16 protein-coding genes are annotated in these 18682 nt (G+C 61.9%); 9 read left to right on the top strand and 7 right to left on the bottom strand.

Features of this window, described 5'->3' with window-relative positions:
* Nucleotides 1-5: 5 nt before the first annotated feature.
* From L6D82_RS02260 to gatC, 6 genes are all read right to left on the bottom strand, one after another.
* Entirely contained in the window at nt 6-386 is a 381-nt protein-coding gene (locus L6D82_RS02260; RefSeq protein ID WP_011332452.1) for a carboxymuconolactone decarboxylase family protein, read from the bottom strand.
* Entirely contained in the window at nt 383-1444 is a 1062-nt protein-coding gene (locus L6D82_RS02265; RefSeq protein ID WP_085746915.1) for a calcium/sodium antiporter, read from the bottom strand. Before L6D82_RS02265 ends, L6D82_RS02260 begins: the two co-directional genes overlap by 4 nt.
* 46 nt (nt 1445-1490) lie before the next feature.
* Entirely contained in the window at nt 1491-1865 is a 375-nt protein-coding gene (locus L6D82_RS02270; RefSeq protein WP_129972348.1) for a septal ring lytic transglycosylase RlpA family protein, read from the bottom strand.
* 146 nt (nt 1866-2011) lie between these two features.
* Nucleotides 2012-3457 (bottom strand): Asp-tRNA(Asn)/Glu-tRNA(Gln) amidotransferase subunit GatB, encoded by a 1446-nt coding sequence (gatB, locus tag L6D82_RS02275; protein ID WP_236187969.1) that lies wholly within the window; start codon nt 3455-3457, stop codon nt 2012-2014.
* 10 nt (nt 3458-3467) lie between these two features.
* Nucleotides 3468-4919 (bottom strand): Asp-tRNA(Asn)/Glu-tRNA(Gln) amidotransferase subunit GatA, encoded by a 1452-nt coding sequence (gene gatA / locus L6D82_RS02280; RefSeq protein WP_236187971.1) that lies wholly within the window; start codon nt 4917-4919, stop codon nt 3468-3470.
* 16 nt (nt 4920-4935) lie between these two features.
* Nucleotides 4936-5223, bottom strand: a complete 288-nt coding sequence (gene gatC / locus L6D82_RS02285) for an Asp-tRNA(Asn)/Glu-tRNA(Gln) amidotransferase subunit GatC (protein WP_085698446.1) — start codon at nt 5221-5223, stop codon at nt 4936-4938.
* A 211-nt stretch (nt 5224-5434) separates the two neighbouring features.
* On the opposite strand from gatC, the gene mreB reads away from it, so the two are divergent.
* The 8 genes from mreB to tldD all read left to right on the top strand — a co-directional run bounded on the left by mreB (nt 5435) and on the right by tldD (nt 16649).
* Nucleotides 5435-6472 carry a rod shape-determining protein MreB gene (gene mreB / locus L6D82_RS02290; RefSeq protein ID WP_002555108.1) on the top strand — a complete coding sequence of 346 codons (1038 nt, stop codon included), beginning with the start codon at nt 5435-5437 and terminating at the stop codon, nt 6470-6472.
* 140 nt (nt 6473-6612) lie between these two features.
* On the top strand, nt 6613-7737 hold the full coding sequence (gene mreC / locus L6D82_RS02295) for a rod shape-determining protein MreC (protein WP_085746918.1): 1125 nt from the start codon (nt 6613-6615) through the stop codon (nt 7735-7737).
* The gene (gene mreD / locus L6D82_RS02300; RefSeq protein WP_064593386.1) at nt 7737-8228 is read left to right on the top strand and encodes a rod shape-determining protein MreD; all 492 of its coding nucleotides are present in this window, start codon (nt 7737-7739) and stop codon (nt 8226-8228) included. Before mreC ends, mreD begins: the two co-directional genes overlap by 1 nt.
* A 63-nt stretch (nt 8229-8291) precedes the next feature.
* On the top strand, nt 8292-8888 hold the full coding sequence (locus L6D82_RS02305) for a Maf family protein (RefSeq protein ID WP_236187973.1): 597 nt from the start codon (nt 8292-8294) through the stop codon (nt 8886-8888).
* Nucleotides 8889-8945: 57 nt separating this feature from the next.
* Complete coding sequence (gene rng, locus L6D82_RS02310; protein ID WP_007953605.1) at nt 8946-10403, top strand: ribonuclease G; 1458 nt, start codon at nt 8946-8948, stop codon at nt 10401-10403.
* Between the two features lie 75 nt (nt 10404-10478).
* Nucleotides 10479-14282, top strand: coding sequence for a YhdP family protein (locus tag L6D82_RS02315; RefSeq protein WP_236187977.1), 3804 nt, complete (start codon nt 10479-10481; stop codon nt 14280-14282).
* A gap of 58 nt (nt 14283-14340) precedes the next feature.
* Nucleotides 14341-15201, top strand: coding sequence for a carbon-nitrogen hydrolase family protein (locus L6D82_RS02320; protein WP_102717160.1), 861 nt, complete (start codon nt 14341-14343; stop codon nt 15199-15201).
* A 5-nt stretch (nt 15202-15206) separates the two neighbouring features.
* On the top strand, nt 15207-16649 hold the full coding sequence (gene tldD / locus L6D82_RS02325) for a metalloprotease TldD (RefSeq protein ID WP_007953601.1): 1443 nt from the start codon (nt 15207-15209) through the stop codon (nt 16647-16649).
* Between the two features lie 51 nt (nt 16650-16700).
* Here the strand turns inward: tldD and yjgA are convergent, their stop codons facing one another.
* On the bottom strand, nt 16701-17225 hold the full coding sequence (gene yjgA, locus L6D82_RS02330) for a ribosome biogenesis factor YjgA (RefSeq protein ID WP_007953598.1): 525 nt from the start codon (nt 17223-17225) through the stop codon (nt 16701-16703).
* A 108-nt stretch (nt 17226-17333) separates the two neighbouring features.
* On the opposite strand from yjgA, the gene pmbA reads away from it, so the two are divergent.
* Entirely contained in the window at nt 17334-18680 is a 1347-nt protein-coding gene (pmbA, locus tag L6D82_RS02335) for a metalloprotease PmbA (RefSeq protein WP_039769277.1), read from the top strand.
* Nucleotides 18681-18682 lie beyond the last annotated feature (2 nt).

Raw genomic sequence — 18682 nt, forward strand, 5'->3', positions numbered from 1 at the left:
GGCGGTTACTCAGGCTTCTGGTAACTGTCGATCACTTCCTGCGCCGCGCGGAACGCATCGATCGCCGCCGGCACGCCGGCGTACACCGCGCAATGCAGCAGCGCTTCGCGGATCTCATCGACCGTGCAGCCATTGTTCAACGCACCGCGCACGTGGCCCTTCAATTCCTGCGGGCACTTCAACGCGGTCAGCGCGGCGAGGGTGATCAGGCTGCGGGTTTTCAGCGGCAAACCTTCGCGATTCCACACGCCGCCCCAGGCGTGTTCGTTGACGAAATCCTGCAACGGTTGGGTGAACTCGGTGGCGTTGCCCAGCGCGCGGTCGACAAACGCGTCACCCATTACCTGGCGGCGGACTTCAACCCCGGATTTCTTCGATTCGGTCATGGCACATCCCTCTTGTGGTGTTGGCGGCGCCAGGCGCGCACGGACGTAAAAAACAGAAACGTCAGCAGCGTCGGCAGCACATAAAACAGCATCAATCGTTCAAGCTTGCCGGCCAGTGGCATGCCGGTGGTGAACGACACCACGTGCAGCCCGTACGCCAGATACAAACCCAACAGCAGCAAACCTTCGGCCCGTGTCACGCGATAACCGGAATAGAACACCGGCAGGCACAGCGCGGCGACGCCGAGCATCACCGGCAGGTCGAAATCCAGTGCGTTGGGTGACACCGACAGCGGCGTCGGCGCGATCAGCGCGGTGAGGCCCAGCACCCCAAGCAGGTTGAACAGGTTGGCGCCGATCACGTTGCCCACTGCGATGTCACGCTGACCGCGCAGCGCGGCGATCAGCGAGGTGGCGAGCTCCGGCAGCGAGGTGCCGACCGCGACCACGGTCAGACCGATCACTCGCTCGGAGAACCCCAGGTCGGTGGCGACGACCACAGCCGCACCCAGCAATAGGTGTCCGGCGAACACCAGCATGCCCAGACCGCCGACAATCATCAGCAGGCTGGTGAACCACGGCGCCTGCGGATCGTGCGGTTGATCGGAATGCGGGCGGGTAGAGTGCCGCGACTGGCGCAGCAGCAATCCGAGATACAGGGCGAGGGCGCCGAGCAACAGAATGCCGTCGAAGCGCCCGAGTTCTTCATTCCACGCCAGCACGAACACCAGCAGGCTCGCGCCGATCATCAACGGGATGTCCAGGCGCACCAGTTGCCGCGACACCCGCAGCGGGATGATCAGCGCCGACAGGCCGAGGGTGACAAGAATGTTGAAAATGCTGCTGCCGATCACGCTGCTGACGGCGATGTCCGGCGTGTGCGCCTGCACGGCTTGCAGGCTGACGGCCATTTGCGGGGCGCTGCTGCCGAGGGCAACGATCGTCAGGCCGATGATCAGCGGTCGTACATGCAGGCGCGCGGCCAGGCGCACGGCGGCGCGCACCATCAGCTCGGCGCCGGCGATCAGCAGGAACAGCCCGCTGAGCAATTCGATCACGCTGATCAGGGGTAAGTCGGTCAGTCCGAAAATGGTGGACGCTCCATCAGTCGTCGAGGGCCTGCACCCGAACCCGGGCGGTTCCACTGCGCAGCATACCGAGCTGTTCGGCCGCTGCCCGTGAAACATCGATCAGACGGCCACGGGTGTGCGGGCCGCGGTCGTTGATGCGGACCACGACGGATTCATCGTTTTTCAGGTTGGTGACCTTCACCCGCGTGCCGAAGGGCAACTGGCGGTGGGCGGCGGTCAGGGAATTCTGGTTGAACGCTTCGCCGCTGGCGGTGCGTTTACCGTGGTGCTTGGCTCCGTAATAGGAGGCGACGCCGGTCTGGTCGTAACCGTGCGGGTCGATGACATCGGTGCTGGCGCAGCCGGCCAGCAAAAAGAGCAGGGCGCAGGCGCCGAGCAGACGTTTCATTCAAAAGCTCCCAAGTGATCGTTCCCACGCTCCGGCGTGGGAATGCACCCCCGTGACGCTCTGCGTCACACCGCAATGGACGCGGAGCGTCCGAGGCGGCATTCCCACGCAGAGCGTGGGAACGATCCTCGGGCGCGGGACCATCGTCAGCCTTCGAGCTTGCTTTTCAGCAGTTCGTTCACTTGCTGCGGGTTGGCTTTGCCTTTGGAGGCTTTCATGGCCTGACCGACGAAGAAGCCGAACATCTTGCCGCGCTTGGCTTCGTCTGCCGCTCGGTATTGCTCGACCTGCTCGGCGTTGGCCGCAAGCATTTCGTCCAGCACCGCCGAGATTGCGCCGGTGTCGGTGACTTGCTTCAGGCCGCGTTTTTCGATGATCTCGTCTGCGCTGCCTTCGCCGTTGGCCATCGCTTCGAACACCACCTTGGCAATCTTGCCGGAGATGGTGTTGTCCTTGATGCGCTGCAGCATGCCGCCCAGTTGCTCGGCCGAAACCGGCGAATCCTCGATGTCCAGGTTCTGCTTGTTGAGCAGGCTGCCCAACTCGACCATCACCCAGTTCGCCGCCAGTTTGGCGTCGCCGCCGATGGCTGCGACTTTCTCGAAGTAGTCCGCCTGCTCACGGCTGGTGGCCAGCACGTTGGCGTCGTAGGCCGACAGACCGAAAGCACTCTGGAAGCGCTCGCGTTTCTGCGGTGGCAGCTCCGGCAGGGTGGCGCGCACGTTGTTGAGGAACGAGTCCTCGATGACCACCGGCAGCAGGTCCGGGTCGGGGAAGTAACGGTAGTCGTTGGCTTCCTCTTTGCTGCGCATCGGACGGGTTTCGTCCTTGTTCGGATCGTACAGACGGGTCTGCTGGATCACTTTGCCGCCGTCTTCGATCAGGTCGATCTGACGCTGGATCTCGGAGTTGATCGCCTTCTCGATGAAGCGGAACGAGTTGACGTTCTTGATCTCGCAGCGGGTGCCGAATTCAACCTGGCCTTTCGGACGGATCGACACGTTGCAGTCGCAACGCAGCGAGCCTTCGGCCATGTTGCCGTCGCAGATGCCCAGGTAACGTACCAGCGCGTGGATCGCCTTGACGTAGGCCACGGCTTCCTTGGCGCTGCGCATGTCCGGCTCGGAAACGATTTCCAGCAGCGGTGTGCCGGCACGGTTCAGGTCGATGCCGGTGGCACCGCTGAATTCTTCGTGCAGGCTCTTGCCGGCGTCTTCTTCCAGGTGCGCGCGGGTGATGCCGACGCGTTTGACCGTGCCGTCTTCCAGCGCGATGTCCAGGTGGCCCTTGCCGACGATCGGCAATTCCATCTGGCTGATCTGGTAGCCCTTCGGCAGATCCGGGTAGAAATAGTTTTTACGGGCGAACACGTTGTGCTGACCGATCTCGGCGTCAATCGCCAGACCGAACATCACCGCCATGCGCACTGCTTCCTGGTTGAGCACCGGCAGCACGCCGGGCATGCCCAGGTCGATCAGGCTGGCCTGGGTGTTCGGCTCGGAGCCGAACGTGGTGGAACTACCGGAAAAGATTTTCGACCGGGTGGTGAGCTGGGTGTGAATCTCCAGCCCGATCACGACTTCCCATTGCATGTATGTCTCCTCAGAAGCCGGTTGGGGTGCGGGTGTGCCAGTCAGTGTGTAACTGATACTGGTGGGCAACGTTCAACAGGCGACCTTCCTGGAAATACGGAGCGAGCAGTTGCACGCCAACCGGCAGACCATCGACAAAACCGGCCGGCATCGACAGGCCCGGCAGGCCCGCGAGGTTGGCGGTGATGGTGTAGACGTCTTCCAGGTAGGCAGCGACCGGGTCGCTGTTCTTGGCGCCGAGTTTCCAGGCCGGGTTTGGCGTGGTCGGGCCGAGGATGATGTCGACTTCATTAAAGGCAGCCATGAAGTCGTTCTTCACCAGGCGACGGATCTTCTGCGCTTTCAGGTAGTAGGCGTCGTAGTAACCGGCGGACAGTGCGTAGGCACCGACCATGATCCGGCGCTGCACTTCGGCACCAAAGCCTTCGCCACGGGAGCGCTTGTACAGGTCTTCCAGGTTTTTCGGATCTTCGCAGCGGTGGCCGAAGCGCACGCCGTCGAAACGCGACAGGTTGGAGGAGGCTTCTGCCGGGGCGATCACGTAGTACGCAGGAATCGCGTGCTGCATGTTCGGCAGGCTGATTTCCTTGATCACGGCACCGAGCTTCTGCAGCTCTTTGATGCTGTTCTGGATCAGCTCGGCGATGCGCGGGTCGAGACCGGCGCCGAAGTATTCCTTTGGCACGCCGATGCGCAGGCCTTGCAGCGAACCGTTAAGACCAGCGGCGTAGTCTGGCACTGGCTCATCGATGCTGGTGGAGTCGTTCGGATCGAAGCCGGCCATACCTTGCAACAAAATCGCGCAGTCTTCGGCAGTGCGAGCCAATGGGCCGCCCTGATCGAGGCTGGAGGCGTAAGCGATCATGCCCCAGCGCGACACGCGACCGTAGGTCGGTTTCAGGCCGGTGAGGTTGGTGAATGCAGCTGGCTGACGGATCGAACCGCCGGTGTCGGTGGCCGTCGCAGCAGGCAACAGACGAGCGGCAACCGCCGCCGCCGAACCACCGGACGAACCGCCCGGTACGTGTTCCAGGTTCCACGGGTTTTTCACCGCGCCGTACCAGCTCGACTCGTTGGCCGAACCCATGGCGAATTCGTCCATGTTGGTCTTGCCCAGGGTCACGGTGCCGGCGGCGGCCAGCTTCGACACCACGGTGGCGTCGTATGGAGCCTTGAAGTTGTCGAGCATCTTCGAGCCGCAGCTGGTGCGAATGCCCTGGGTGCAGAACAGGTCTTTATGGGCGATCGGCGCACCCAGCAGGGCGCCACTCTCACCATTGGCCCGGCGCGCGTCGGCGGCTTTCGCCTGCTCGAGGGCCAGCTCTTCGGTGAGGCTGATGAAACTGTTGAGCTGCGGATCGAGCTGGGTAATGCGCGCCAGCAGGACTTTGGTCAGCTCTTCGGAAGAAAACTTTTTATCGGCGAGACCGCGGGCGATCTCGGCCAGAGTCAATTGATGCATTGCAGGCTCTTTCCCTTTAGTCGATGACTTTCGGAACCAGGTACAGGCCGTTTTCGACCGCTGGTGCGATGGACTGATAAGCCTCGCGGTTATTGCTTTCGGTCACGACGTCGGCGCGCAGGCGCTGACTGGCTTCCAGCGGGTGGGCCAGCGGCTCGATACCGTCGGTATCGACCGCCTGCATTTCGTCGACCAGCCCGAGAATGCTGTTGAGGGCCGAAGTGATGTGTGGAAGATCGGCGTCATTCAGGCCAAGGCTGGCCAGATGAGCGATTTTTTCCACGTCGGAGCGTTCTAGCGCCATCGGGTTTCTCCAGTGGAAAACAGGACGGACGGCGTCCGTGTGTTAGATTGTCGGAACACTACCGCACTTCTACGGTCATAAGGCCGCGATTGTGGGGCTTGGTGCACAGAAAAGCGGCCAATTTAACATATTGGCGCCTTGCCCAAAATCCCTGTCGTTGTTAGAGTTTGCCGCACTTTTTTACCCACGCGTTGCCTAGGGTCCCTTTCCCATGTTCAAGAAACTGCGTGGCATGTTTTCCAGCGATCTTTCCATTGACCTGGGCACTGCCAACACCCTTATTTACGTGCGCGAGCGCGGTATCGTCCTGAATGAGCCATCGGTTGTGGCCATTCGGACACACGGTAACCAGAAAAGTGTCGTCGCTGTCGGCACCGAGGCCAAGCGCATGCTCGGCCGTACGCCGGGCAACATTGCTGCCATTCGTCCGATGAAGGACGGCGTGATCGCCGATTTCAGCGTCTGCGAAAAGATGCTGCAATACTTTATCAACAAGGTTCACGAAAACAGCTTTCTGCAGCCCAGCCCTCGTGTGCTGATCTGCGTTCCATGCAAGTCCACCCAGGTTGAGCGTCGTGCCATCCGTGAATCGGCCCTTGGTGCCGGTGCCCGTGAAGTGTTCCTGATCGAAGAGCCGATGGCCGCTGCGATCGGTGCCGGCCTGCCGGTTGAAGAAGCTCGCGGCTCGATGGTCGTGGATATCGGTGGTGGTACTACCGAAATCGCGCTGATCTCCCTGAACGGTGTGGTCTACGCCGAATCCGTACGCGTTGGCGGCGACCGCTTCGACGAAGCGATCATCACCTACGTGCGCCGCAACTACGGCAGCCTGATCGGCGAATCCACCGCCGAGCGCATCAAGCAGGAAATCGGCACGGCCTATCCGGGCGGTGAAGTTCGCGAAGTCGACGTTCGCGGTCGCAACCTGGCCGAAGGCGTTCCACGCGCATTCACCCTGAACTCCAACGAAGTGCTGGAAGCTCTGCAAGAGTCCCTGGCAACCATCGTTCAGGCCGTGAAAAGCGCCCTGGAGCAATCGCCGCCGGAACTGGCTTCCGACATCGCCGAGCGTGGCCTGGTGCTGACCGGCGGTGGCGCGCTGCTGCGTGACCTCGACAAGCTGCTGGCCCAGGAAACCGGTCTGCCGGTGATCGTTGCCGAAGATCCGCTGACCTGCGTTGCTCGCGGCGGTGGCCGTGCACTGGAAATGATGGACAAGCACACCATGGACCTGCTCTCCAGCGAATAATCGCCGGGTGCAATACGTGGGTGAGCGCACAGGCAGCACTTTGCAGTGCTGCCTGTTGGCGTTTATCTTCTGTCAGTCTTCATCCAGGCCGGTTTGATGCCGTATGAATAAACAGAACATTTGCCTGGGAGGAGCGGCTTATTAAACCGCTTTTCGCCAAGGGCCCCTCACTGGGCGTGCGCTTGTTGGTGCTGGCCGTACTGTCGGTCGCGCTGATGGTCGTTGACGCGCGCTTCAGCCTGCTTAAACCTGTACGCAGCCAGGCCTCGCTGGTGCTGATGGATGCCTACTGGATTACTGACCTGCCCGGACGGTTGTGGGAAGGGATCGCCAGCCAGTTCGGCAGTCGCACCGAGCTCGTCGCCGAAAATGAAAAACTCAAGTCGGAGAACCTGCTGTTGCAGGGTCGCATGCAGAAGCTTGCCGCCCTTACCGAGCAGAACGTCCGTCTGCGCGAGTTGCTCAATTCCTCCGCGCTGGTCAACGAGAAGGTCGAAGTGGCCGAGCTGATCGGCATGGATCCCAACCCTTTCACCCATCGCATCATCATCAACAAAGGTGAGCGTGATGGCGTGGTGCTCGGTCAGCCGGTGCTCGATGCTCGCGGTCTGATGGGGCAGGTGGTCGAACTGATGCCGTACACCTCCCGTGTGCTGCTGCTGACCGACTCGACCCACAGCATTCCTGTGCAGGTAAACCGAAACGGTCTGCGGGCGATTGCCAGCGGCACCGGTAACCCCGAGCGTCTGGAACTGCGCCACGTGGCGGACACTGCTGACGTCAAGGAAGGCGATCTGCTGGTCAGCTCCGGCCTGGGTCAGCGTTTCCCGGCCGGTTATCCGGTGGCGACGGTCAAGGAAGTGATTCACGATTCCGGCCAGCCATTCGCCATTGTTCGCGCCGTGCCGACCGCCGCACTGAACCGCAGCCGTTACCTGTTGCTGGTGTTCAGTGACAACCGCACCGCGGAAGAGCGTGCCAACGATGCTGCGCAGGCTCAGGAAAACCTTGATGCCTTCGGTGGCGGTCCGGTGATTCCGTCTACGGTGCCGAAGATCGTCACCCCGCCTGCCGCAGCTGCGACTCCTGCCACGGCGGCGTCGCCGGCTGCGCCTGCTGCCAGCACTACACCGGCCAAACCCGCTGCAAGCAAACCGCCTGCAGCCACACCAGCGGCCAGCAAACCACCGGCGAATCAGCCGGCGGCTCGACCAGCGGTCAAACCGCCTGTCACTGCGCCGGCGACCACCGGGAGGCAAGAATAATGGTCGGGGCTACCGCATCGCGTAACGGCTGGATTGTCTGGCTGACATTTATTGTCGGCATTCTGCTCAGCGTATCGCCACTGCCCATTTTCATGGAAATCCTGCGCCCGCTTTGGCTGGCCTTGCTCCTGACTTTCTGGGCTTTGTATTTGCCGCACACCGTCGGCATGGTCACAGCTTTCTGCCTGGGATTGGCCGAAGACGTGCTGCAGGGCGATCTGCTCGGTCAGAATGCCTTGATCCTGACTTTGATCACGTTCCTGGTGCTGTCATTGCAGCAGCGCCTGCGAATGTTCCCGATGTGGCAGCAGAGCCTGGTGATCCTGGTGATCTTCGGCCTCGCCCAGCTCGTACAACTCTGGCTCAGTGCCTTGACCGGCAACCGTCAGCCGACCCTCGCGCTGGTCCTGCCGGCACTGGTCAGTGCCTTGCTCTGGCCTTGGGTCAGCTTCGCTTTGCGTGGATTGCGCCGGCGCTACAAAATCAACTGATTCGGTCAGGCATGGGCCCCCACTGGTGCCATGAGGCAGGGCACTCAACAGGGAGATGTTTGGATGAAGCCGCTTTACCTCGCCTCAGGATCGCCGCGTCGGCGTGAGTTGCTCACGCAGATCGGCATCCCGTTTACCGCCATCAGCGCGGATATCGATGAAACCCCTCTCGCCAATGAATCCCCATCGGCCTACGTCGAGCGCCTGGCGCGCGGCAAGGCCGAGGCCGGGCGGCGCACCGTCGCTTCCGACGTAGCGTTTTGCGTACTGGGCGCCGACACCGCCGTGGTGCTGGACGGCAAAATTCTTGGCAAACCGGTGGACGAAGCCGACGCATGCGCCATGCTGATGATGTTGTCCGGCAAGGAGCATGAAGTGCTGACGGCGATTGCCGTGCTCGACGGCGAGCGCTGCGAGTCGCGGGTGGTGCGCAGTCTGGTGCGGTTCCGGTCGATCAGCCGCGAAGAAGCTGCCGCCTACTGGGCCAGCGGCGAACCCCGGGACAAGGCGGGTGGCTACGGCATTCAGGGGCTCGGCGCGGTGTTCGTTGCCAGCCTCAATGGCAGTTACTCGGCGGTCGTCGGCTTGCCGGTGTGCGAAAGCGCAGAACTGCTCGGCCATTTCGGCATACCCTGTTGGCAAACCCTGAACGCGCAATGAGCGTCGAACGGACAAGATGCGGCCTTTATCGTGAACATGCCTGAACGAGACCCTGCCATGAGTGAAGAGATTCTGATCAACATCACGCCGATGGAATCGCGCGTGGCGGTGGTCGAAAACGGTGTGCTGCAAGAAGTGCACGTCGAGCGTACGCAAAAACGCGGGATCGTCGGCAATATCTATAAAGGCAAGGTGGTGCGGGTCCTGCCGGGCATGCAGGCGGCATTCGTCGACATCGGTCTGGATCGTGCAGCCTTCATTCATGCTTCGGAAATTTCCCTGCGCGAAGGCCCGGCGGTAGAAAGCATCAGCGCTCTGGTGCACGAAGGCCAGAGCCTGGTGGTGCAGGTCACCAAGGATCCGATCGGTTCCAAAGGTGCGCGCCTGACCACGCAACTGTCGATCCCGTCGCGCTATCTGGTGTACATGCCGCGCACCGCCCACGTCGGCATTTCTCTGAAGATCGAAGACGAAGCCGAGCGCGAACGCCTCAAGCAGGTGGTCAGCGATTGCGTGGCCAAAGAAGGCATCAAGGAGGCCGGCGGCTTCATTTTGCGTACCGCCGCCGAAGGTGCCGGGGCGGATGAGATCCTCATGGACATCCGCTACCTGCGCCGCCTGTGGGATCAGATCAACGAACAGATCAAGACCATCGGTGCACCGAGCGTGATTTACGAGGACTTAGGCCTGGCGCTGCGCACCCTGCGCGATCTGGTCAGCCCGAAGATCGAGAAGATCCGCATCGACTCCCGGGAAACCTTCCAGAAAACCACGCAGTTCGTCGCCGAACTGATGCCGGAAATCGCCGATCGTCTGGAACACTACCCAGGTGAACGACCGATTTTCGATCTGTATGGCGTCGAAGACGAAATCCAGAAAGCCCTGGAACGCAAGGTTCCGCTGAAGTCTGGCGGCTACCTGGTGATCGATCCGGCGGAAGCCATGACCACCATCGATGTGAACACCGGGGCGTTCGTCGGTCATCGCAACCTTGAAGAAACCATCTTCAAGACAAACCTCGAAGCCGCGACCGCGATTGCCCGGCAGATGCGCCTGCGCAACCTGGGCGGGATCATCATCATCGACTTCATCGACATGGAAGACGAAGAGCACCAGCGTCAGGTGCTGCGCACCCTGGAGAAACAACTGGAGCGCGATCACGCCAAGACCAACATCATCGGCATCACCGAGTTGGGCCTGGTGCAGATGACGCGCAAGCGCACCCGCGAAAGCCTCGAGCAAGTGCTGTGCGAACCGTGCAGCAGCTGTCAGGGCCGGGGCAAGCTGAAAACCCCGGAAACCATTTGCTACGAGATTTTCCGCGAGATCCTGCGTGAAGCCCGGGCCTATCAGGCCGAGGGTTATCGGGTGCTGGCGAACCAGAAAGTCGTGGATCGCCTGCTCGATGAAGAGTCCGGTAACGTGGCCGAACTTGAAGGTTTCATCGGGCGCACCATACGCTTCCAGGTAGAAACCATGTATTCCCAGGAACAATATGACGTGGTGCTGCTCTGAACCCCTGCGTCACCCTTTTCCTGAAACGGCTGGCCTCAGCTTTTTGCAGTATTTTTGCCATGGGAGCCAACTGACATGGAACGTCTGACACGCATTTTGGCCGCACTGACCCGCTGGGGTCTGGGCCTGTGCGCGTTGGTTCTGGTATTGATGGCGTTGTACGTCAGTCTTGGCCGGGAACTCACGCCACTGGTGGCCGAATACCGCACCGATATCGAAGACAAGGCCAGCGCCGCCCTGGGTCTGCCGCTGCAGATCGGCGAGTTGGAAGGCAACTGGAGCGGATTTGCACCGATCCTGCTGGCCCACGATGTGATGGTCGGCAGCGGCGCCAATGCCCTGCGCCTGGATCGGGTGCGTGCAGTGCCTGATCTGTGGGCCAGCCTGATGGCCCGCGAAGTGCGCATCGCCCATCTTGAACTCAACGGTTTGAAGATCAGCCTCAAGGAAGGCGAGGACGGAAAGTGGGCGCTGGAAGGCTTGCCGGTGCAGCAGGATCAGCCCATGGATCCCGAGCAACTGTTCAACCGCATGCAAATGATTCAGCAACTGTCGGTGCTCGACAGCCAAGTGACCTTGCAGCCGCGGGAGCAGGCACCGCTGACCTTCACGTATGTCGGCCTCAATCTCAAGACCGGCACCAGCCGCCAGCGCCTCGATGCACGATTGACCTTGCCTGACGGCCAGCCCGTGGCGCTTAGCCTGCGCACGCGGATTCGTCCGAGTCAGTGGCAGAGCAGCGAAGTGGAAGGTTATGTCAGCCTGCCGCAGAGTGACTGGTCGAAATGGCTGCCCGAGCGCCTGACCCAGCAATGGAATTTCTCCGAGATCAAGGCCGGCGGCGAGCTGTGGGTCAACTGGCGCGAGGGGGCGTTGCAGAGTGCTGCGATCCGCCTCAATGCGCCGCAACTGACCGGTGCCTACGCCGAACGCAAGCCGATCCAGATCAACAATCTGGCGCTCAACGGCTATTTCCAGCGCGGTCCCGAGGGGGCCACTGTCACGTTTGATTCGCTGGCGATGAATTTCGGCGAAACCCGTTGGGAATCGCATGTGCAGATCAAACAGACTGCCGCCACCGACAAGAACGAAGAGCTCTGGCATCTGCAGGCCGACCGGCTCGACCTGACCCCGATCACTCCTTTGCTCAATGCCCTCGGCCCGTTGCCCCAAGGCTTCGCCACCGTGGTCGAGCGCCTGAAAGTCACCGGCGGGCTGCGTAACGTGCTGCTGGATTTCCGGCCGAACGCCACCGACGACAGCAAATTCGGCTTCGCCGCCAACCTTGATCAAGTCGGCTTCGACGCCTACCACGGCGCGCCCGCGGCACGGAATGTCAGCGGCAGCCTTACCGGCAATCTCGGCGGCGGCGAGCTGCGCATGGACAGCAAGGACTTCGTCCTGCACCTTGATCCGATCTTCGCCAAGCCATGGCAATACATTCAGGCCAACGCCCGGTTGACCTGGAAGCTCGATAAAGAAGGTTTCACTCTGATCGCACCGTACCTGAAGGTGCTCGGCGAGGAAGGCAAGATTGCCGGCGACTTCCTGATCCGCCTGCATTTCGATCACAGCCAGGAAGACTACATGGACCTGCGGGTCGGCCTGGTGGATGGCGACGGTCGCTACACCGCCAAGTACCTGCCGGAAGTCCTGAGCCCGGCCCTCGACGAGTGGCTGCGCACGGCGATTCTCAAGGGCGCGGTAGATCAGGGCTTCTTCCAGTATCAGGGTTCGCTGAACAAGAACACCGGGGAAGCGGATCGCAGCATCAGCCTGTTCTTCAAGGTGCACGACGCCGAGCTGGCGTTCCAGCCGGGCTGGCCGCACGTGAGCAAGGTCAGCGGTGACGTGTTCATCGAAGACAGCGGTGTGCGGATTCTCGCCAGCAAGGGCCAATTGCTCGACACCCAGGTCAGCGATGTCTTCGTCAATATTCCCCATGTGCCGAGCGGCGAGCACAGCCATATGTTCCTCGACGGCACCTTCGCGGGTGGGTTGGGCGATGGCCTGAAGATTCTTCAGGAAGCACCGATCGGCACCGCCGATACCTTCGCCGGCTGGGAAGGCGCGGGTGATCTGCAGGGCAAGCTCAAACTCGATGTGCCGTTGGCCAAGGGCGATCAGCCAAAAATCCTCGTCGACTTCAAAACCGCCAATGCGCGATTGAACCTGGCGGAGCCGAAGCTCGAACTGAGCCAGCTCAAGGGTGATTTCCGCTTCGACAGCGCCAAGGGCCTGAGCGGGCAGAACATCAGTGCCCGGGCCTTCGACAAACCGGTCACTGCGCAGATCTTCGCCGACGGCGGCCCCGGCAAACTCAAGACCCGGGTGGCGGCGTCGGGGCAGGTCGAGGTCAAGAAACTCACCGACTGGCTGGGCGTGACTCAACCGTTGCCGGTGTCCGGGACTATCCCTTATCAACTGCAATTGAATCTGGACGGTGCCGACAGCCAGTTGATGGTCAGTTCAAGCCTGAAGGGCGTGGCAGTGGATCTGCCGGCGCCGTTCGGCATGGCGGCCGATGTCGGGCGTGACACTGTGTTCCGCATGACGTTACAGGGGCAGGAGCGGCGTTACTGGGTCAATTACGATCAACTGGCCAACCTCACCTTCGCCGCGCCACCAGGCAATTTCGCCGATGGCCGTGGCGAGTTGTTCCTTGGCGCCGGCGAAGCGGTGTTGCCGGGTAACAAAGGCTTGCGGATACGCGGCGTGTTGTCCGAGCTGGATGTCAAACCCTGGCAGGATCTGCTGGACAAGTACGCCGGCCAGGATCCAGGCGGCAACGCCAAGCAGTTGCTCAGCAGCGCGGACTTCAAGATCGGCAAGCTTACGGCTTTCGGCACCACGCTGGATCAGGCGGCAGTGCAGGTTAATCGCAAGCCCGGCGCCTGGGCTTTGGCCCTCGACAGTCAGCAGGCCAAAGGCACGGCCGGCATTCCCGACGCCAAGGGCGCGCCGATTGCGGTGAACCTGCAATACGTGCGGTTGCCGGCACCGGACCCTACGGTGCAGGCCGACGAGAATGCGCCGGACCCGCTGGCCTCGGTCGATCCGAGCAAGATTCCGGCGCTGGATATCACCATCAATCAATTGTTCCAGGGCCAGGATCTGGTCGGCGGCTGGTCGCTCAAGGTTCGGCCGACCGCCAAGGGCATCGCCCTGAACAACCTCGATCTGGGCCTCAGGGGCATTCTTTTGCAGGGCAGTGGTGGCTGGGAAGGAACGCCCGGTGCCACGAGTAGTTGGTACAAGGGGCGGATCGGCGGCAAGAACCTCGCCGATGTGCTCAAGGGCTGGGGTTTTGCGCCGAGCGTGACCAGCGAAGAGTTCCACATGGATGTCGACGGCCGCTGGCCGGGCTCGCCGGCGTGGCTGGCGACCAAGCGCTTCTCCGGCACTCTCGATGCGTCGCTGAACAAAGGCCAGTTTGTTGAAGTGGAGGGCGGCGCACAGGCATTGCGCGTGTTCGGTCTGCTCAACTTCAACTCGATTGGCCGGCGTTTGCGCCTCGACTTCTCCGACCTCTTCGGCAAGGGCCTCAGCTATGACCGGGTCAAGGGATTGCTGGAGGCGACCAACGGCGTTTATGTGACGAAAGAACCGATCAAGTTGACCGGTCCTTCGAGCAACCTGGAACTGGACGGCACGCTGGATCTGGTGGGCGACAAGGTGGATGCCAAATTGCTGGTGACTTTGCCGGTGACCAACAACCTGCCGATTGCCGCGCTGATTGTCGGCGCGCCGGCGGTCGGCGGCGCATTGTTTCTGATCGACAAGCTGATCGGCGATCGCGTGGCGCGGTTCGCCAGCGTCAAATACACCGTCAAAGGCCCATGGAAAGAGCCTAAAATCACCTTCGACAAGCCTTTTTGAACAGCCAGCCCCTGAACCGATGGAGTAGCATGGCCGCATACCTCTTGCGGAGTGCGCCATGTCTTTAGCGGTGATTCAAATGGTCAGCCAGAGCGATGTGCTGGCCAATCTGCGCGATGCCCGACGTTTGCTCGAACAGGCGGCCAACGCCGGTGCGAAGCTGGCCGTGCTGCCGGAAAACTTCGCCGCCATGGGCCGTCGCGACATCGCCGACATCGGCCGCGCCGAAGCGCTCGGCGAAGGCCCGATCCTGCCGTGGTTGAAACAGACCGCCCGCGACCTCAGGTTATGGATTGTGGCCGGCACGTTGCCGTTGCCGCCGGTGGGGCAGCCCGAGGCGAAGTCCCATGCCTGCTCGTTGCTGGTGAACGATCAGGGCGAAATCGTTGCTCGCTATGACAAGTTGCATCTGTTTGATGTCGATGTGGCGGACAATCGCGGCCGTTACCGCGAATCCGATGACTATGCTTATGGCAGTGGCGTGGTGGTTGCGGACACGCCGGTCGGCCGAATCGGCCTGACGGTGTGCTACGACCTGCGCTTCCCGGAGCTGTACAGCGAATTGCGCGCAGCCGGGGCCGAACTGATTACCGCACCGTCGGCCTTCACCGCGGTGACGGGGGCGGCCCACTGGGATGTACTGATCCGCGCGCGAGCCATTGAAACTCAGTGTTACGTGCTGGCGGCAGCCCAGGGCGGGACGCATCCGGGGCCGCGGGAAACCTTTGGCCACGGGGCGATTGTCGATCCGTGGGGCCGCGTGCTGGCACAGCAAGAGCAAGGCGAAGCCGTGTTGCTGGCCGAACGCGACAGCAATGAACAAGCGTCCATCCGGGCGCGAATGCCGGTGACCGGTCATCGGCGGTTTTTTTCGCAGGGCGCACAGCGACCTGCTTCAGAACACGAATTTAAGGCGTAAAACCTATGAGCGAGTTGTTGTCCTCAGTCAGTGATCACCTGTTGGCGCCCGGCGGCGTGACGATCGAGAGCCTGCAAGGCGTGCTCGGTGATCTGGCGGGTCCAGGCATCGATGCGGCCGACCTGTATTTCCAGGGGCAGATATCCGAGTCCTGGTCGCTGGAAGACGGCATCGTCAAGGAAGGCAGTTTCAACCTCGACCAGGGTGTTGGCGTGCGGGCGCAGTCGGGTGAGAAAACCGGTTTCGCCTACAGCAATGCGATCACCCTCGAAGCTCTCGGCGCAGCGGCCCGTGCGGCCCGTTCGATTTCCCGCGCCGGGCAGAACGGCACGGTGCAGGCGTTCAGCACCCAGGACGTCGCCCAGTTGTATGCGCCGGATAACCCTCTGGAAGTCCTGAGCCGCGCTGAAAAAGTCGAATTGCTCAAGCGCATCGACGTAGCGACCCGCGCCCTCGATCCGCGTATCCAGCAGGTCAGCGTAAGCATGGCCGGAGTCTGGGAGCGCATTCTGGTGGCCTCGACCGACGGCGGCCTGGCTGCCGATGTGCGTCCGCTGGTGCGCTTCAACGTCAGCGTGATCGTCGAACAGAACGGTCGTCGCGAGCGTGGCGGTCACGGCGGCGGCGGGCGTACCGACTACCGTTATTTCCTCGCCGAAGATCGCGCCATGGGTTACGCCCGTGAAGCGCTGCGTCAGGCGCTGGTGAACCTGGAAGCGATTCCGGCTCCGGCCGGCACTTTGCCGGTGGTTCTGGGCTCGGGTTGGTCCGGCGTGCTGTTGCACGAAGCGGTCGGTCATGGTCTGGAAGGCGACTTCAACCGCAAGGGCAGTTCCGCCTACAGCGGGCGCATGGGCGAAATGGTTGCCTCGAAACTCTGCACCATCGTCGATGACGGCACCCTGAGCGGTCGTCGCGGTTCCCTGAGCGTCGACGACGAAGGCACCCCGACCGAGTGCACCACGCTGATCGAAAACGGCGTGCTCAAGGGCTATATGCAAGACAAGCTCAATGCGCGCCTGATGGGCGTGGCCCGCACCGGCAATGGTCGCCGGGAATCCTACGCGCACCTGCCGATGCCACGGATGACCAACACCTACATGCTTGGCGGCCAGAGCGATCCGGCGGAAATCATCGCGTCGGTGAAGAAGGGCATCTACTGCGCCAACCTCGGCGGCGGTCAGGTCGACATCACCAGCGGCAAGTTCGTGTTCTCTACCAGTGAGGCGTATCTGATCGAGGACGGCAAGATCACTGCGCCGGTCAAAGGCGCAACGTTGATCGGCAACGGTCCGGAAGCGATGAGCCGGGTGTCGATGGTCGGTAACGATCTGGCGCTGGACAGCGGTGTGGGGACTTGCGGCAAGGATGGGCAGTCGGTGCCGGTGGGTGTGGGCCAGCCGACCCTGAAAATCGATGCGATCACCGTGGGTGGCACGGGCGCATAAGAGGGGATGGAGCTTCGGGTGGCGCGCGGTGCGGCCACCCGGTGGCGAATATCAACGCAGGCCGCGTTGAGTCTCGTCCAGCTCACGGATGTATTTGAAGATCTTGCGGCTCGAGGCAGGAGGTTTGTTTTGCGCAACCTCGTGCTGGGCCTGACGGATCAGGGAACGCAATTGCTGGCGGTCGGCGTCCGGGTAATCGACGACGAATTTCTCCAGCACGGCATCGTCACCGGCGATCAGGCGGTCACGCCAGCGTTCGAGGTTGTGGAAACGCTCGTTGTACTGACGGGTAGAGGCATCGAGTTGATCGAGCAAGGTGAGAATCGCGTCAGTGTCCTGATCGCGCATCAGTTTGCCGATGAACTGCAAGTGCCGTTTACGCGCGATGTTCGCGGTGTGCTTGGGCGCATCGGCCAGGGCCCGGCGCAGGGCGTCGGTCAATGGCAGTTTTGCCTGCAAGTCGGGCTTGAGCGTTGTAAGGCGCTCGCCAAGGTCAACCAGAGCATGCAGCTCGCGTTTGACCTGGGATTTGCTTTTTTCTCCCGTATCGAGGGAGTCGTCGTAAGAATCAACCATGGTGGCAGTCCGCAAAGAAACGCCGCCATGATAACCAGTCGGGGGCCGCTTGTCCGGCCCGGTCGCTCGAAGGCCCCAGCCGAAAGCAGAATTTGAGTGGAGATGAGCATGAGTGCAGTTGAAAGCGTCGGCCCACAGGCATTGCCGGCACTGCAGGAACAGGTCGAGCAGATCATCGCCGAAGCCAAGCGTCAGGGTGCCAGTGCCTGTGAAGTAGCGGTATCGCTGGAGCAGGGCCTGTCGACGTCGGTTCGTCAACGTGAAGTCGAAACGGTCGAGTTCAACCGCGATCAGGGTTTTGGCATCACGCTGTACGTCGGCCAGCGCAAGGGCTCGGCCAGTACATCCGCCACCGGGCCGGATGCGATTCGCGAAACCGTCGCTGCGGCGCTGGCGATTGCCAAGCACACTTCCGAAGACGAAGCCTCGGGGTTGGCCGATGCCGCGCTGATGGCCCGGGATATCCAGGATTTCGACCTGTTCCACCAATGGGACATCACCCCGGAGCAGGCCATCGAGAAGGCACTGCTCTGCGAAGCCGCCGCGTTCGACGCCGATGCACGCATCAAGAATGCCGATGGCACCACGTTGAGCACTCATCAGGGCTGCCGTGTGTACGGCAACAGCCACGGTTTCATCGGTGGTTACGCTTCGACCCGACACAGCCTGAGCTGCGTGATGATTGCCGAAGCCGATGGCCAGATGCAGCGCGATTACTGGTATGACGTGAACCGTCAGGGCAGCTTGCTGGCGGATCCGGTGAGCATTGGCCAGCGCGCGGCACAGCGGGCAGCGAGCCGTCTGGGTGCGCGTCCGGTGCCGACCTGCGAAGTGCCGGTTTTGTTTTCGGCGGAACTGGCGGGTGGGTTGTTCGGCAGCTTCCTGTCGGCGATTTCCGGTGGCAGTCTGTACCGCAAATCGTCTTTCCTCGAAGGCACCCTGGGGCAGAAGCTGTTCCCGGAATGGCTGACCATCGACGAGCGCCCGCACCTGATGCGCGCCATGGGCAGTGCTTCCTACGATGGTGACGGCCTGGCGACTTATGCTAAACCGTTCGTCGAGAAAGGCGAACTGGTCTCGTACATCCTTGGCACCTATTCCGGTCGCAAACTGGGCATGCCGAGCACCGCCAACGCGGGCGGCGTGCACAACCTGTTCGTCACCCATGGCGATGAAGACCAGGCTGCCTTGCTGCGGCGCATGGGGCGTGGACTGCTGGTCACCGAACTGATGGGCCATGGCCTGAACATGGTGACCGGTGATTACTCGCGCGGTGCGGCGGGTTTCTGGGTCGAGAACGGTGAAATCCAGTTCGCGGTGCAGGAAGTGACCATCGCCGGCAACATGCGCGACATGTTCAAGCAGATCGTCGCGGTGGGTAACGATCTGGAGCTGCGCAGCAACATTCGCACCGGTTCGGTGTTGATCGAGAAGATGACTGTCGCGGGCAGCTAAGC

Source organism: Pseudomonas paraglycinae (assembly GCF_021601625.1).
GTDB classification, from domain to species: Bacteria; Pseudomonadota; Gammaproteobacteria; order Pseudomonadales; family Pseudomonadaceae; genus Aquipseudomonas; species Aquipseudomonas paraglycinae.

What these genes read in the sequence shown, in the direction of transcription:
- L6D82_RS02315 (WP_236187977.1), top strand. Translation starts at nt 10,479, where the DNA reads ATGGAACGTCTGACACGCATTTTGGCCGCACTGACCCGCTGGGGTCTG.
- L6D82_RS02270 (WP_129972348.1), bottom strand. Translation starts at nt 1,865, where the DNA reads ATGAAACGTCTGCTCGGCGCCTGCGCCCTGCTCTTTTTGCTGGCCGGC.
- yjgA (WP_007953598.1), bottom strand. Translation starts at nt 17,225, where the DNA reads ATGGTTGATTCTTACGACGACTCCCTCGATACGGGAGAAAAAAGCAAA.
- mreB (WP_002555108.1), top strand. Translation starts at nt 5,435, where the DNA reads ATGTTCAAGAAACTGCGTGGCATGTTTTCCAGCGATCTTTCCATTGAC.
- L6D82_RS02260 (WP_011332452.1), bottom strand. Translation starts at nt 386, where the DNA reads ATGACCGAATCGAAGAAATCCGGGGTTGAAGTCCGCCGCCAGGTAATG.
- gatA (WP_236187971.1), bottom strand. Translation starts at nt 4,919, where the DNA reads ATGCATCAATTGACTCTGGCCGAGATCGCCCGCGGTCTCGCCGATAAA.
- pmbA (WP_039769277.1), top strand. Translation starts at nt 17,334, where the DNA reads ATGAGTGCAGTTGAAAGCGTCGGCCCACAGGCATTGCCGGCACTGCAG.
- rng (WP_007953605.1), top strand. Translation starts at nt 8,946, where the DNA reads ATGAGTGAAGAGATTCTGATCAACATCACGCCGATGGAATCGCGCGTG.
- gatC (WP_085698446.1), bottom strand. Translation starts at nt 5,223, where the DNA reads ATGGCGCTAGAACGCTCCGACGTGGAAAAAATCGCTCATCTGGCCAGC.
- mreD (WP_064593386.1), top strand. Translation starts at nt 7,737, where the DNA reads ATGGTCGGGGCTACCGCATCGCGTAACGGCTGGATTGTCTGGCTGACA.
- L6D82_RS02320 (WP_102717160.1), top strand. Translation starts at nt 14,341, where the DNA reads ATGTCTTTAGCGGTGATTCAAATGGTCAGCCAGAGCGATGTGCTGGCC.
- L6D82_RS02305 (WP_236187973.1), top strand. Translation starts at nt 8,292, where the DNA reads ATGAAGCCGCTTTACCTCGCCTCAGGATCGCCGCGTCGGCGTGAGTTG.
- gatB (WP_236187969.1), bottom strand. Translation starts at nt 3,457, where the DNA reads ATGCAATGGGAAGTCGTGATCGGGCTGGAGATTCACACCCAGCTCACC.
- tldD (WP_007953601.1), top strand. Translation starts at nt 15,207, where the DNA reads ATGAGCGAGTTGTTGTCCTCAGTCAGTGATCACCTGTTGGCGCCCGGC.